Origin of the sequence: Streptomyces adelaidensis (assembly GCF_016598475.1) — a bacterium.
GTDB lineage: Bacteria > Actinomycetota > Actinomycetes > Streptomycetales > Streptomycetaceae > Streptomyces > Streptomyces adelaidensis.
The window spans coordinates 104,626-117,703 of sequence record NZ_JAEMUX010000021.1 but is presented as its reverse complement, the minus strand read 5'-3'; the positions used below and the strand labels follow the sequence as shown (position 1 = coordinate 117,703).

Here is a 13,078-nt window from a genome sequence, read left to right as displayed (position 1 = left end):
TACCAGCGCGGCCTCGCCGAGCTGCTCCCCGGTGGCCGTGTCCACACCCCGCAGCGCGCGGGCGCAGGCGGCAGCGACCTGCTGCGCCTCCCCCGCGCCCAGCTCCACCCTCCGCCGCACCTGCCACCCCCTCACCCGCCCCGAAGCCCCGACCATCACCTCAACGACCGAACCCCCATGCGGGTTACGCACTCCCGTACGCCCCGCCGGCGCCGCGCCCAAGACCCAGGAGAACCCAGGATCCCCAGGCCAATCCGTCAACTGTTAAACACCCTGGAAACGGGCCTCAACCGGCCGCGGAAGCACGGCTAGTAGCGTGTCGCTGCTTAGTTGTGGCATGTCTGTTTGGGAGGTTGGTGTCTGGCAGATTCCATCCCCTCTGCCAGACGGGACTGTTGTCATGGGTTCGCAGAAGAAGCGGCCGGTGAGGTTGACCGCGCAGGATCGCGAGGAGTTGGTGCGGGTGACCACGACGGGTGTTCGCCCAGCCTCGATGATCATGCGTGCCCGGGTGCTGCTTGCGCTGGACACCGCGGTGGGTGAGGTGGATTCCAAGGAGGTGATCGCGGCCCGGCTCGGCGTCTCCGGGGAGACGTTGCGGCTGGTCGCCAAGCGTTTTGCCGAGACCGGCGGCGATGCCTGCGCCACGATCACGCGGAAGAAGCGCGACCTCCCGCCGGTGCCCTCGCCGGTGACCGGTGAGGTCGAAGCCCGGCTGATCGCGATGGCGTGCTCACAGCCGCCCCAGGGCTATGCACGGTGGTCGCTGCGCCTGATGGAGAAGCACGTCGCGCTGGTCGAGGACATCCCCGATCTGGACCACTCCAGCATCGGGCGGGTCTTGAAAAAACGGAACTGCGTCCTCACCTGAAGAAGTGCTGGACCATCCCGCCACGGGCGAACGCGCAGTTCGCGGCCGGGATGGAAGACGTGCTGGCCGTCTATGCCCGGCCCTGTGACCCGGCACGTCCGGTGGTGTGCATGGACGAGAAGCCCTACCAGCTCCTCGGCGATGCCCGCGCCCCGCTCCCGGCACGCCCCGGTCGCGACGCCTGCCAGGACAGCGAGTACATCCGCTGCGGCACGTGCTCCATCTTCGTGTGGGTCGAGCCCTTACGCGGGTGGCGTCGGGTTCAGGCGCTGTCCCGGCGGACCCGGACCGACTGGCCGGCCAGGTCAAACAGCTGCTGAGCGTGGACTATCCCGACGCTGATGCCGTGGTGCTGGTGATGGACAACCTCAACACCCACACCATCGCCTCACTGTACGAGGCGTTCGAACCAGAAGAAGCCTTCGCCCTGGCTCAGCGCCTCGAGATCCACCACACGCCCAGAGACGGGTCATGGCTCAACATCGCCGAGACCGAACTCTCCGCGCTGACCAGGCAATGTCTCGACCGCTGGATCGACGACCTCGACACACTCAACACCGAACTCTCGGCCTGGCAGAGCGCCACCAACACCGACCAACGTCAGGTGGACTGGCAGTTCACCACCCACGACGCACGCATCAAACTGCGCCACCTCTATCCCAAACATTAGCCGCGACAGTCTACTAGTGGCGCCCCTGGAGCCGTGCCGCCAGTTCTCTGATCGCGGGCAGGCGTTCCGCGAGGGCCGCGCCCGGGCAGCTGGTCATGTAGCCGTCGCTGTGGCCGGCGAGGGCGGGCAGCAGGGCGGTGGTGCCGGCGGTGTAGCGGCTGAGGCTGTTGCTGGAGGTGAGCCGGACGCCGCCGCGGGGGTCGGTGTCGGCGAGGCCGAGTTTCCAGGCGGCGAGGGCGGCGATCGCGTCGGTCATGGCCCGCGGGACGGTGACGCCGGTGGTGAAGGTGCCGAGGGCGGCGATGCCCGTGGTGCGGTGGTTGAAGCCCTGGGTGTGCGCGCCGGTGACGGGGCGGTCGATGCCGCCCGCGCGCCCCTCGTAGATGGTGCCGCAGCGGTCGACGAGGAAGTTGTAGCCGATGTCGTCCCAGTCCCGGGCGCCGGTCTGACCGGAGTAGAGGTAGCGGATGATGCGGGGCGCGTCGGCGCAGTCGTAACCGTTCGGCGAGTCCGTGTGGTGGACGAAGACGGCGGCGACGCGGTCGTCGTAGCGGGCGGGCGGCTGGCTGCGCGCGTCCCCCTCCAGCCAGCGGGCCCGCGGCACGATGGGCGGTCTGGGCGCCTGGTGCGGGAGCGCGGGCCGGGCGGCGGCCTGCCGGGCCGAGCGCTGGCCCGTGCGGTCCACGCCGACCGCGCACATCACGAGCGCGAGGACGGCCGCCAGGCCGGGCAGACAGGCCAGCGCGAGGAGGGCGGGGCGGGGCAGGCCCATCAGGCGCTCCCGGGCGCGCACGGCCCGAACACGCGGGGGCCGGGCGCGCGGGGGCCGGGCGCGACCCGGGACCCGCGGGCCCCGAACCGTCTCGGGGCCGCGCGGGGTCCGTATTCGGCGCCGCCACACACGTAGCGGCAGCCGCATTCGCGCCCCCCGTGGCTCCCGGAACACACGCATGCCCCCAGCGTCACGCAGATGCGCGCCGGCCGCGATGTGGGGTGTGCCACCCGGTGGAAGCGGAGGGAACCAATGCCGTGGTCCGGGGCGTTTTTACGGTTCGGGACAGATGACGGACACGGCTGCCGGACACGGCTGACCGGCAGGGCGCTCCGGTGGCCGATCAGCGCGGGCCGCCGGGGCACCTGCGGACGTAACTGATCACTGCGCCGACCCCGCGCGTACTACAGGGTCCCTAGAGAGTGAGGCGGCTGGAGTGGACGTGCTCGACATCCTGCTGTTGCTGGTGATCCTGGCCTACGCGGCGTCCGGCTACCGCCGCGGCCTGGTCACGGGATGTGTGTCCCTGGCCGGCTTCGTGGGCGGCGCGGCGATCGGCGTCTGGGTGCTGCCCTGGATGATGGAGCTGGTGGAGGCGGGCACCCCGGCGGCGACGGTCACGGCGGTGCTGACGGTGCTGGTACCGGGGGTGATCGGGCACGAACTGGCGGGCCGGCTGGCGCTGCGGCTGCGCCGGGAGATAGACCGCAGCCCGCTGCGGGTGGCCGACGGCGTCGGCGGGGCGGCGGCCAACACGGTCGCGGTGCTCATCGTGGCCTGGGTCGCCGCGAGCGTCCTGGGCGCCTCGTCGTCCCCCGTGGTGACCAACTCGATCCGCAACTCCGCGCTGCTCGGCGCCGTGCAGAACACCATGCCGGACACCACCCCGGCCTGGTTCTCCAACGCCACCTCGGCGCTCACCGAGGCGGGCTTCCCACAGGTCTTCAACCCGTTCGAGAACGAGGCGACGGCCGAGGTCGCCAAGCCCTCCGGCGACAGTGTCACCGCGGCCGCGACCGGCGCCGCCAAGCGCAGCACGGTCAAGATCGAGGGCGTCGCGGGCAACCAGGGCCGCGAGGGCAGCGGCTTCGTGTACGCCGCCGAGCATGTGATGACCAACGCGCACGTGGTGGCGGGCATCGACGACCCGAGTGTGCGCGTGGGCGGCGTGGGCCGGGCGTACGAGGCGCGGGTCGTGCTCTTCGACCCCGACAAGGACGTGGCGGTGCTCTACGTCCCGGGTCTCAAGGCGCCGGTCCTGCGCTTCGACGACAGCGCCTCGCGCGGTGACGCGGCGGTCGTCGCGGGCTATCCGGAGGACGGCGGCCTCGACCTCCAGGCGGCCACGGTCGCCAGTCGTATCGACGCGACCGGCCGGAACATCTACAACACGGATTCGGTCACCCGTGACATCTACTCCATCCGCTCCACCGTCCGCCCCGGCAACTCCGGCGGCCCCCTGCTCACCACCGAAGGCCAGGTCTACGGCGTCGTCTTCGCCCGCTCCACCTCGGACGCGGAGACGGGTTACGTCCTGACCGTGGACGAGGTCGCCGCCGACGCGGAGCGCGCGGCGGACGCGACGGCGGCGGTGGACACGGGTGACCTCGTCACTTCGTGACCTCGTGAGGTGGCGTCCGGCGGGACGGGCGCGTCGAAGCTGACACCGTTCAGCTGCCGGAACGCCCCTCACACACTCAGAGCCGACAACCCATCAGGATGTCGTCCACATACGCCCCGTCCAGCAGGAACTCCTCCGGCAGGACCCCCTCCACCACGAACCCCTCCGACTCGTACAGCTTCCTGGCCGGTGTGTTGTGGCCGAGCACCCGCAGGGTGAGGCGGCGGGCTCCCCGGCGGCGTGCCTCGTCCCGCGCGGCCCGCAGCAGCGCCCGTCCGACCCCGGCCCCGCGCGCCTCGTCGGCGACGACGAACCCCTGGATCTGCCGGACATGAACGTGGCAGGCGAGGGCCGACGGCAACGCGAGCCGGACATACCCGACGACGGCCCCGCCGAGTTCGGCCACCAGGTGGTCCCCCGGCCCGTAGCGCTCGCCGAAGAAGGGCTCGTACGGCTGTCTGGGGCGCTCCTGCACGGAGTGCAGAGTCGACCACGTGACCCGATCGAGTCGGCCGAGCGCGTCCTCGTCCTCGGAGCTCGCGGCGCGTATGTGCGGAACCGGCATGACGGCCACTGTACGGCGGGGGCGGTGGACCGGTGGGCGGCGTCCGGCGGGCGGCCGGCCGTCGCCCGCCCCCGGGTCCGCGGATTCTTGGGGTGCCCGGCAGGATGGTGGCATGAGCGTTGAAGCGCACGTTCCGCCCGGTTCTCGTATCGCGATCGCCGGGGCGTCCGGGCTGATCGGTTCGGCGCTGGCCCGGTCTCTCGCCGCCGACGGGTACGAGGTGGTGCGGCTGGTACGGCGGGAGCCGCGCGGCCCCGGTGAGGTGCGGTGGGATCCGGACTCGCGGCAGGTTGACGCGGCGGGGCTGGCGGGGTGTGCGGCGGTGGTGAATCTCGCCGGTGCGGGGGTCGCGTCACGCCGCTGGACGAAGGCGTACAAGGCGACGATCCGGCGCAGCCGGGTGCTCGGCACGAGGACGCTCGCCAAGGCCGTGGCGACCCTCGACTCACCGCCGAGCGTGTTCCTCAACGGCAGCGCGATCGGCTTCTACGGCTACACGGGCGACCGGGTGGTGGACGAGTCGGCGGAGCCGGGGACGGGGTTCCTGCCCGAGCTGTGCGTGGAGTGGGAGGGGGCGACCGAGGCCGTCCGGGACACGGGTGTCCGGACCGTGTTCGCCCGTACGGGGCTGGTCGTGGGCCGGGGCGGGGGCGCCTGGGGCCCGCTGTTCCCGCTGTTCAAGGCCGGTCTCGGCGGGCGGATGGGCAACGGGCGGCAGTACTGGAGCTACATCTCCCTGCACGACGAGGTCGCGGCCCTGCGGCATCTGCTCTTCACGCCCTCGCTGTCCGGCCCGTTCAACCTGACGGCGCCGGCCCCGCTCACCAACCGCGAGATCACGGCGGCCATGGGCCGGGTCCTGCACCGGCCCACCCTCTTCACCGTGCCCGCCCCTGTGCTCCGGCTCGTCCTCGGCGGGGTCGCCGACGACGTCCTCGGCAGCGCCCGGATCGTCCCGACGCGGCTGCTGGAGTCGGGCTTCACCTTCACGTACCCGGAGATCGACGCCGCGATCCGGGCGGCCGCCGGCCCGAGCTGACCGGGATCGGCGCCCGGCCCCGGCGGGGCTCGACCGGCCGCCGCCGGGACGCCGGGCGCACACCCGGCCCGCCCATGCCTCCGTGCGAGGTCACGCGCTACTTCCCCGGGACGGCCGCCGGGCTTCACCCTCGTCGCTAACTCAGGTATTTCAGAAGGGTGCCGGGGCAGGACGTCCCCGGCGGCCGCGCGACCTCGGGAGGGGCACGTGCTTGAGTCGGTGCACCAGTCGGCGTACCCGGCGGACACGGAGACCGTGGACGTCATCGTCGTAGGAGCCGGAGTGGCCGGCCTCGCGGCGGCAGGACATCTGACCAGGGCGGGGCTGACGGCCACCGTCCTGGAGGCCGCACCCGCCGTCGGCGGCCGGATGTCCACCGAGAAGATCGACGGCTTCCGCCTCGACCGAACGCCCCAGCTGCTCTCCACGTCGTACCCGGAGCTGCGCCGCACCCCGGGTCTGGGCGCCCTGCCCCTGCGCTCGTTCGCCCCCGGCGTCCTGCTGCACGCCGACGGCCATCAGTACCGCGCCGGCGCCACCCCTGTTCCGCGGAGCGCGAGGGGCGCACTCACAGCCGCACGCGCCCTCGCAAGCGCCCCCAGGATCCCCCGGAACCCGGGCCGCCCCCAAGGCCGTTCCACGGGCACGCGCCCCGGCCGCCTCGGTGCCCCGGCCGATCAGTCCCGGCTGGCCATGGCCCTGGCCCGGCTCGCCGCCACCGCGCCCGAGCGGCTCCTCTCCCGTGCGGAGGTCCCCGTCGCCCAGGCGCTGGCGACCCGGGGTTTCCCGCCCCGGACCATCGACGGTTTCGTCCGTCCCCTGCTGGCCGCGCTGCTCGCCGACCCCGTGCTGCAGACCTCGAGCCGCTGCGCCGACCTGGCGCTGCACACCTTCGCGACGGGCCGGCTGTGCATCCCGGAGGGCGGCGCCGACACCCTCCCGGAGCTCCTCGCGGCCATCCTGCCACCGGGCACGGTCCGTACGGGCGTACGAGCCACCGCGATCAGCACGACCTCGGTGACGACGGCGAACCACGGCGAACTCACCTGCCGTGCCGTGGTGCTGGCCACGGACGCCCGCGCCGCCGCCGAGCTGCTGCCGGGGCTGCGCGTGCCGGAGTTCCACCCGGTGACGGTCCTGCACCATGCCACCGACGAGCCGCCGCTGACCGAACCGGCGCTGCTCCTCGACGCCGACCGCAGCGGTCCCGTCTCGCACACGGCGGTCATCAGCCAGGTCGACCCGAGCCGGGCACCGGCGGGCCGCGCCCTGATCACCTCCACCGTGCTGGGCACGCCCCCGGCCCCCGCGCACCTGGACGCCACGGTCCGCGCCCAACTGGCCCGCCTCTACCGCACGTCCACGACACGCTGGGAACTCCTCGCCGCGCACCACACCCCCGAGGCCGTCCCCGCGATGCCCGCGCCGCACGATCTGCGCCGCCCCGTACGCCTCCTGGCCGGCCTCTACGTCTGCGGCGACCACCGCGACACCAGCACCGTCCAGGGCGCCCTGCACTCCGCCCGCCGGGCCGCCCACGCCGTCCTCACGGACCTGGACGCCCGCCCGGCTCCCCTGGAGGAGCCGCTGGAAACGGCCGCGTGAGGGGCTGGGAAGCGCCGGAGGGGGCGCCCGGTCGTTCACCGGGCGCCCCCTCGTCGAGCCGTACGCCTACCCGAGCGCCGCCACCTTGTCCCGGTACCCGCGGACGGGTGCCGCGTCGCGGTACGGCTCCAGGCGGCGTTCGAAGTCGCGGACGTACTCCACGGCCCGTACCGACCTCATCTCGGCGGCCTGCCCGGCGGCCTCCGCGCCCAACTGGCAGGCCTGGTCCAGCTCGCCGAGCCCGAGCCGGGCGGAGGCGAGCACCACCCGGCAGAAGAGGCGGCTGCGGGCGTAGGCGGGTGCCCGCAGTTGCAGCGAGCGTTCGGCGTGCTGGGCCGCGGCCCGGTACTGCTGGAGGTCGCGGTGGCTGTGGCCGAACTCGTCGGCGAGCTGCGCCTCGTCGAAGAACCGCGCCCAGTGGGGCACCTCGTCCCCGGGGCGGGCCGTCTCCAGGGCGCGCTCGGCCCGTACCAGCGCGGCCGTGGAGGCCCGCACCTCGCCGAGCACGGCGTGCCCGCGCGCCTCGACCGAGTGCAGCAGCGACTGCACCACCGGCGGCACGGCCGACCCGACGCCCTGCTGGGCGACCCGCGCGAGCTGCACGGCCTCCCGTCCGTGCCCCAGATAGACCGCCTGCCGGCTCATCGTGACCAGGACGTACGCCCCGTACGCCCGGTCCCCCGCCGCCTGCGCCAGCCTGAGCGCCTGCACGAAGTACCGCTGGGCGAGCCCGTGGGCACCGATGTCGTACGAGGTCCAGCCGGCCAGTCGGGTCAGGTCGGCGGCGGCCGCGAAGAGCCGTCGGCCGATCTGTTCGCCGTAGGCGCCGCGCAGCATGGGCTCGGCCTCGTGTTCCAGGTAGCGCACGAGGGCCTGGCGGGCGTGGCCGCCGCCGTAGGCGTCGTCGAGGGCGCGGAAGAGCTCCCCGACCGAGCGGAGGGCGGCGATGTCCCCGCCGGTGACCTTCTGGCCGGGGCCGCGCTCGGTCTGGCTGCGCTGCCGGGGGACGACCGGGCGGCCCTGCGGGGGTACCCGGGTGGCGCCCGGATCGCCCCGGCCCACCCGGTCGTCGGCGCGGCCGATCAGCCAGTCGCGGCTGGGCACGACCAGTCCGGCCGGGGTGAACGCGATCTTGCGTAGTTCGGCGTGGCTGCCGGAGTCCTTGCGCCACAGGCCGCCGACGATGTCGATGGCCTCCTCGGGGGTCGCGGCGAACTCCAGGCCCGCGTAGACGGGGGCGCAGGCGTCCAGTCCGAGGTCCTGGGCGGTGAGCCGGCGGCCGAGGCGGCGGGTGAACACCTCGGCGATGAGTGCGGGCGTGGTCCCCCGGGGCTGCTGACCACGCAGCCAGCGGGTGACCGACGTCTTGTCGTATCTGAGGTCGAGGCCGTGTTCGAGACCGAGCTGATCCACTCGGCGCGCTAGTCCCGCGTTGGAGAACCCCGCTTCTGCGATGAGGGCGGCGAGCTGGCGGTTGGGGGTGCGCTGCGCGGGTCGTTCCGTCATCTGCGGTGCGGTCTCCTGCCTTCCGGGTCTCGGCGGGGTTTCCCGGATTGCCTGGTGAGAAGCCTTTTGCGGCCTTGTGAACGGCGCGAATGTAGCGGAGAGTAAGCGTCTGATCGCACACTTCCGCGTCGGTTCATCCGATCGTGTGAGGATTGGCCGCGCGGCTGACGGGTGCCGCCTCCGACGCGCGCCGGCCGAGCCCCTCGTACGCCGGGCGGCCGCCGCGTACGCCGGATGCCGGACCTGATGCCGGACCGGACGCCGGGCACGGGCCGGACCCGGGGCCGTCCACCGCTCGAACATCGCGTGGTCGTACGGGTCGTACAGTGGCTTGGGCGCGAGACGTGCCTGACAGAGCCACAGCTATCGCGGTACCGCCGCACGGCCGTACCGCCGAGGGAGGCGCTTGCCGTGAGTGGGTTGCGGTTCGTCCGCATGGGGTTCGGCGCGGAGGCCGTCGAGTACCAGGAGGCGTGGGACGAGCAGCGCCGGGTGCACGCGGCGCGCTTCGCCGACGAGGTCCCCGACACCGTGCTGCTCCTGGAGCACCCGCCGGTCTACACGGCCGGCCGGCGCACGGCCGACAACGAGCGCCCCCTCGACGGCACGCCCGTCATCGACGTCGACCGCGGCGGCAAGATCACCTGGCACGGGCCGGGCCAGCTGGTCGGCTACCCGATCCAGAAGCTCCCCCGCCCCGTGGACGTGGTGGCCCACGTACGGCGCCTCGAAGACGCCCTGATCGCCACCTGCGCGGAGTTCGGCCTGGAGACCAGCCGGGTCGAGGGCCGCAGTGGTGTGTGGGTGCTCGGCGACCCCGTCGAACAGCGGCTGGGCGGGCTGTCCCTGGACCTCGACCCCCGGATGCACGACGACGAGTTCGACCCTCGGCTGAACGGGCCGGAGTACGCGCCGTCCAACGCCGGGCAGCGGCGTGAGGACCGCAAGATCGGGGCGATCGGGATCCGGGTGGCGAAGGGGGTCACGATGCATGGCTTCTCGCTGAACGTGAATCCCGACAACAAGTGGTTCGACCGCATCATCCCCTGCGGGATCCGTGACGCGGGCGTCGCCTCCCTGGCCGGTGAGCTCGGCCGCGACGTCACCATCGCGGACGTCCTGCCCGTGGCCGAGCGGCATCTGCGGGAGATCCTGGAGAACGCGGAGCTGAGCCCTCGGGTGGTGGAGCGGGCGTCGGCGTAGCCGCCCCGTCCGCTGAAAATTCAGCCCCTCCGGCGTTTGAGGGGCGGTCCCCGGGGCGGAGCCCCGGGGATGGGGCGGCAGGGGCGAGGGAATTCCCCCCACGAGCCGAAGGTTGCCCACCCCGAGGACCGAGAACCGCACGGGCGTACCCTGGTGTACGCCGAAGAATCGAAGCTACAGGGAGCCGATGTGTCCGCAGTCGCACCCGACGGACGCAAGATGCTGCGCCTGGAGGTCCGGAACAGCCAGACCCCCATCGAGCGCAAGCCCGAGTGGATCAAGACCCGGGCGAAAATGGGCCCCGAGTACACGAAGATGCAGAGCCTCGTGAAGAGCGAGGGCCTGCACACGGTCTGCCAGGAGGCAGGCTGCCCCAACATCTACGAGTGCTGGGAGGACCGCGAGGCGACGTTCCTCATCGGCGGCGACCAGTGCACCCGCCGCTGCGACTTCTGCCAGATCGACACCGGCAAGCCCGAGGCCCTCGACCGCGACGAGCCCCGCCGCGTGGGCGAGTCCGTGGTCACCATGGACCTCAACTACGCCACGATCACCGGCGTCGCCCGCGACGACCTCCCCGACGGCGGCGCCTGGCTGTACGCCGAGACGGTCCGCCAGATCCACGAGCAGACCGCCGGACGCGAGAGCGGGCAGACCAAGGTCGAGCTGCTGGCCCCCGACTTCAACGCCGTCCCGGAGCTGCTCCAGGAGGTCTTCGCCTCCCGCCCCGAGGTCTTCGCGCACAACGTCGAGACGGTCCCCCGGATCTTCAAGCGCATCCGCCCCGGCTTCCGCTACGACCGCTCGCTGAAGGTCATCACCGACGCCCGCGACTACGGTCTGGTCACGAAGTCGAACCTGATCCTCGGCATGGGCGAGACCCGCGAGGAGGTCAGCGAGGCGCTGCGGCAGCTGCACGACGCCGGCTGCGAGCTGGTCACCATCACGCAGTACCTTCGCCCGAGCGTCCGTCACCACCCCGTGGAGCGCTGGGTCAAGCCGCAGGAGTTCGTCGAGCTGAAGCAGGAGGCCGACGAGATCGGCTTCTCCGGCGTGATGTCGGGCCCCCTCGTCCGCTCCTCGTACCGCGCCGGCCGGCTCTACCAGATGGCCATCGAGAAGCGGGGTTCGTACGTCGCTTCACAGGCGGTCTGACGCGTTCAGCCGGTTACGCCGAATGGCACGGAGTGCCACCGGCTCGTGTGAATCTGAGCACAAGTAGCTACTCACCAGTAATGGCCAATCGACCGCGGCCCTGACAGTCCTCGCAGATGAGGGCACTGTCAGGGCCGCGTCGAGGTTTAGAGGCCGCACATCAAGGCTTCACTGCGGTTTGACCGGTCGGTCACGCCCTGGTAACACCAATCAGTGACCCTGGTTTCACGCCCGGTACACAGTCCTAGCCAGAGCAGCCATCCCGAGGGGGACCTCCCATGCAGGCCGCGCCCGTTCGCGCCACAGCCATCCCGTCGTTCACCGATGCACTCCGTGCCGTCGAGTCACTGCTCATGAGCAGTGGCCAGCGCACCGCCCGCCGCAACGCCTGGACCTCCGTCCTGGAGGACCGCCGCCGCGCCAAGGACCGTGTCGAGACCGAGCGCGTCATCGAAGCCGCGGTCGCCACGCGCACCTCCTGACGACAGCGGCCGCTTCACGCCGGCACCGCCGCCGCCCGGCGCCGCTTCCCCAGCGCTGCCGCCGGTCTCCGGTCCCCACCGGCACCGCCGTCGTCCTCGCTTCCCCGGACACGTAGACTTCGTGCCATGGCGAGGAAGGAACCCGCAGCGGACGCTGCGAACCCCGGGCGACTCAAGCAGATCGCTCTTACGTACAAGATGACCCGCAAGGCCGACAAGAAGATCGGTCTTGTACTCGCGGCTGTCGGAATCAGCACCCTCGGTGTCTTCCTCGCGATCGGTTTCTTGATCGGTCACCCCATCTATCTGGGCATTCTCGGCCTCCTGCTCGCCTTCCTCGCGACGGCGATCATCTTCGGGCGGCGAGCCGAGCGGGCCGCGTTCGGACAGATGGAGGGTCAGCCGGGCGCCGCCGCGGCGGTGCTGGACAACGTGGGCCGCGGCTGGACGACCACCCCCGCGGTGGCGATGAACCGCAGCCAGGACGTGGTCCACCGGGCCGTCGGCAAGGCCGGCATCGTCCTGGTCGCCGAGGGCAACCCGAACCGGGTGAAGAGCCTGCTCGCCGCCGAGAAGCGGAAGATGGCCCGCATCGTGGCGGACGTCCCGGTGCACGACCTGCTCGTGGGCGGCGGCGACGGCCAGGTGGAGCTGAAGAAGCTCCGCACGACCATGCTGAAGCTGCCGCGCGTCCTCTCCGGCCCCCAGGTGACCGCCACCAACGACCGGCTCCGCGCGATGGGCGACCTGATGAGCAACATGCCGGTGCCGAAGGGGCCGATGCCGAAGGGCATGCGCATGCCGAAGGGCGGCCCGAAAACCCGCTGATCTCCTACTCGTACGGCGAACCCGTACGACGAAGGGGGCGCCCGGATCACTCCGGGCGCCCCCTTCGTCGTATTCGCCGTACGGGTTCGCCGTTCCGGCTAGATCCGTACTTCCACCGTGCGCGCCAGCCGGTCGTGGAGTCCACGGCCGTCGCGGTCCCAGATCAGGGCCGGGAGGGCGAGGCAGAGGAGGGCGGAGCGGACGGCGGCGCGCCAGGGGTTCACCGTGCCGGTGTCCTGGGCGACGACGCGGACGCCGAAGAGGCGTTTGCCCGGAGTGAAGCCGGCGGTGCCCAGCGTGAGGACGTGCAGCAGGAAGAGGATGAGCAGGGCCCAGTTGCCGGTCGCCTGGTCGTAGCCGTCGGTGATCAGGCCGTATGCGATCAAGAGGCACAGCCCCCAGTCGACGGCCAGCGCGCCGAGGCGCCGTCCGGGGCGGGCGATGGAGCCCGGCCCCTCCTCCGGCAGACCGAGCTGTTCGCCCCGGTATCCGAAGTCCACACCCGCGTCCTCCGCCGCCGCGCGGGGGCCGGAGAGCCACGATCCGATTGCTTGCCTCTTGTCCACGCGTCCACCGTACTGGGACCGTTTTGCCATACGGACAGGTGGGGTGCGGTACGGGATGTCCGGTTAACTTGTGCGAAACAAATGGGTGACGTACGAGAAATCACCCGTCCCTAGTGTCGACGACAGCGTGTGCCACCGCACTGGCCGCACGAACGAACTACCACCCCGGCAGGACGTCGGGAGTAGGAGGAGCTG

At 72.1% G+C, this 13,078-nt stretch carries 13 protein-coding genes; 9 read left to right on the top strand and 4 right to left on the bottom strand.

Translation table 11 applies throughout. The features are described from left to right. The first annotated feature begins 400 nt into the window (after nt 1-400). Nucleotides 401-871, top strand: coding sequence for a helix-turn-helix domain-containing protein (locus I8N67_RS15130; protein ID WP_200303600.1), 471 nt, complete (start codon nt 401-403; stop codon nt 869-871). A 322-nt stretch (nt 872-1,193) separates the two neighbouring features. Then, nucleotides 1,194-1,541, top strand: coding sequence for a transposase (locus I8N67_RS15125; protein WP_200303599.1), 348 nt, complete (start codon nt 1,194-1,196; stop codon nt 1,539-1,541). A 13-nt stretch (nt 1,542-1,554) separates the two neighbouring features. On the opposite strand, the gene I8N67_RS15120 is transcribed toward I8N67_RS15125, so the two are convergent. Beyond that, nucleotides 1,555-2,313 carry a peptidoglycan recognition protein family protein gene (locus I8N67_RS15120; protein ID WP_200303598.1) on the bottom strand — a complete coding sequence of 253 codons (759 nt, stop codon included), beginning with the start codon at nt 2,311-2,313 and terminating at the stop codon, nt 1,555-1,557. 436 nt (nt 2,314-2,749) lie between these two features. On the opposite strand from I8N67_RS15120, the gene I8N67_RS15115 reads away from it, so the two are divergent. Beyond that, on the top strand, nt 2,750-3,934 hold the full coding sequence (locus tag I8N67_RS15115; RefSeq protein ID WP_200303597.1) for a MarP family serine protease: 1,185 nt from the start codon (nt 2,750-2,752) through the stop codon (nt 3,932-3,934). Nucleotides 3,935-4,010: 76 nt separating this feature from the next. On the opposite strand, the gene I8N67_RS15110 is transcribed toward I8N67_RS15115, so the two are convergent. Then, a complete protein-coding gene (locus I8N67_RS15110) occupies nt 4,011-4,499 on the bottom strand; it encodes a GNAT family N-acetyltransferase (RefSeq protein ID WP_200303596.1) in 489 nt (162 codons plus the stop codon). A gap of 112 nt (nt 4,500-4,611) precedes the next feature. Here I8N67_RS15110 and I8N67_RS15105 point away from each other — a divergent pair, with 112 nt between their 5' ends. After that, nucleotides 4,612-5,538, top strand: coding sequence for a TIGR01777 family oxidoreductase (locus I8N67_RS15105; RefSeq protein WP_200303595.1), 927 nt, complete (start codon nt 4,612-4,614; stop codon nt 5,536-5,538). Between the two features lie 207 nt (nt 5,539-5,745). Continuing rightward, nucleotides 5,746-7,143 (top strand): NAD(P)/FAD-dependent oxidoreductase, encoded by a 1,398-nt coding sequence (locus tag I8N67_RS15100; RefSeq protein ID WP_200303594.1) that lies wholly within the window; start codon nt 5,746-5,748, stop codon nt 7,141-7,143. Nucleotides 7,144-7,209: 66 nt separating this feature from the next. Here I8N67_RS15100 and I8N67_RS15095 read toward each other — a convergent pair whose 3' ends face one another. Continuing rightward, on the bottom strand, nt 7,210-8,649 hold the full coding sequence (locus I8N67_RS15095; protein ID WP_200303593.1) for an NsdA family TPR-like regulatory protein: 1,440 nt from the start codon (nt 8,647-8,649) through the stop codon (nt 7,210-7,212). 411 nt (nt 8,650-9,060) lie between these two features. On the opposite strand from I8N67_RS15095, the gene lipB reads away from it, so the two are divergent. The 4 genes from lipB to I8N67_RS15075 all read left to right on the top strand — a co-directional run bounded on the left by lipB (nt 9,061) and on the right by I8N67_RS15075 (nt 12,317). Beyond that, nucleotides 9,061-9,852 carry a lipoyl(octanoyl) transferase LipB gene (gene lipB, locus I8N67_RS15090; protein WP_200303592.1) on the top strand — a complete coding sequence of 264 codons (792 nt, stop codon included), beginning with the start codon at nt 9,061-9,063 and terminating at the stop codon, nt 9,850-9,852. Between the two features lie 189 nt (nt 9,853-10,041). Continuing rightward, entirely contained in the window at nt 10,042-11,007 is a 966-nt protein-coding gene (lipA, locus tag I8N67_RS15085; protein WP_200303591.1) for a lipoyl synthase, read from the top strand. 278 nt (nt 11,008-11,285) lie between these two features. Next, nucleotides 11,286-11,489, top strand: coding sequence for an SCO2195 family GlnR-regulated protein (locus I8N67_RS15080; RefSeq protein ID WP_200303590.1), 204 nt, complete (start codon nt 11,286-11,288; stop codon nt 11,487-11,489). Between the two features lie 126 nt (nt 11,490-11,615). After that, nucleotides 11,616-12,317 carry a DUF4191 domain-containing protein gene (locus I8N67_RS15075; RefSeq protein WP_200303589.1) on the top strand — a complete coding sequence of 234 codons (702 nt, stop codon included), beginning with the start codon at nt 11,616-11,618 and terminating at the stop codon, nt 12,315-12,317. Between the two features lie 98 nt (nt 12,318-12,415). Here the strand turns inward: I8N67_RS15075 and I8N67_RS15070 are convergent, their stop codons facing one another. Continuing rightward, nucleotides 12,416-12,883 (bottom strand): RDD family protein, encoded by a 468-nt coding sequence (locus tag I8N67_RS15070; RefSeq protein WP_200303588.1) that lies wholly within the window; start codon nt 12,881-12,883, stop codon nt 12,416-12,418. Nucleotides 12,884-13,078 lie beyond the last annotated feature (195 nt).

Coding starts and splice junctions, on each gene's coding strand:
- I8N67_RS15130 (WP_200303600.1), top strand. CDS start 401: ATGGGTTCGCAGAAGAAGCGGCCGGTGAGGTTGACCGCGCAGGATCGC.
- I8N67_RS15120 (WP_200303598.1), bottom strand. CDS start 2,313: ATGGGCCTGCCCCGCCCCGCCCTCCTCGCGCTGGCCTGTCTGCCCGGC.
- I8N67_RS15110 (WP_200303596.1), bottom strand. CDS start 4,499: ATGCCGGTTCCGCACATACGCGCCGCGAGCTCCGAGGACGAGGACGCG.
- I8N67_RS15105 (WP_200303595.1), top strand. CDS start 4,612: ATGAGCGTTGAAGCGCACGTTCCGCCCGGTTCTCGTATCGCGATCGCC.
- I8N67_RS15095 (WP_200303593.1), bottom strand. CDS start 8,649: ATGACGGAACGACCCGCGCAGCGCACCCCCAACCGCCAGCTCGCCGCC.
- I8N67_RS15080 (WP_200303590.1), top strand. CDS start 11,286: ATGCAGGCCGCGCCCGTTCGCGCCACAGCCATCCCGTCGTTCACCGAT.
- I8N67_RS15075 (WP_200303589.1), top strand. CDS start 11,616: ATGGCGAGGAAGGAACCCGCAGCGGACGCTGCGAACCCCGGGCGACTC.